Annotated in this window: 1 pseudogene; it reads right to left on the reverse strand. The window is 53.3% G+C overall.

The features are described 5' to 3' along the window. Window positions 1–123: 123 nt before the first annotated feature. Window positions 124–753: pseudogene (locus tag ACTHUR_RS13695) on the reverse strand (bifunctional acetaldehyde-CoA/alcohol dehydrogenase); the annotation flags it as partial.

The raw sequence follows: 753 nt of genomic DNA on the forward strand, positions 1-753 counted from the left end.
TGACTATTCTTAATGTTTGCAAATTAAATTCCACATACAATAAGTATCAACTTTAGTTCTAATACAAAAGGCCGTCTGAAACCCTATATTCAGGTTTCAGACGGCCTTTTTAACTGCCCGATTTTATTCGCCGTAGTAGGCTTTGGTCAGGATTTCTTCCATATCGGCCACCATGGCGAGGCGTGGGTTGGCCGGGGTGCATTGGTCTTCAAAAGACATCATGGCCAGCTCTTTTCTGCCGTCGAGGAAGGTTTTCTCATCGATGCCCTGCTCTTTCAACGACATTTTGATGCCGACGTTGACCGCCAGTTCGTGGCAGGCGCGGGCGAAGGATTCGACGCCTTCTGCCGGTGTGCTGCATGGCAGGCCTAAGGTACGGGCGATTTCCTGATATTTCAGGTCGGCTTTGTAGTAGTTGTACTTCGGCCAAGTGGCGGTTTTCTGCGGGCGCGTGCCGTTGTAGCGGATGACGTGCGGCAGCAGGATGGCGTTGGCACGGCCGTGCGGAACGTGATATTTGCCGCCGATTTTGTGTGCCATCGAGTGGTTGATGCCCAAGAACGCATTGGCAAACGCCATGCCTGCGATGGTGGAGGCATTGTGCATATGCTCGCGCGCTTCAGGATCGGCCGCACCGTGTTTGTAGGAGCGTTCGAGGTATTGGAACACGAGCTTGATGGCTTGCAGAGCGAGGCCGTCTGTAAAGTCGTTCGCCAGTACGGAAACGTACGCTTCTACCGCGTGGGTCAGTAC

It is taken from the genome of Neisseria sp. P0021.S007, assembly GCF_051956855.1.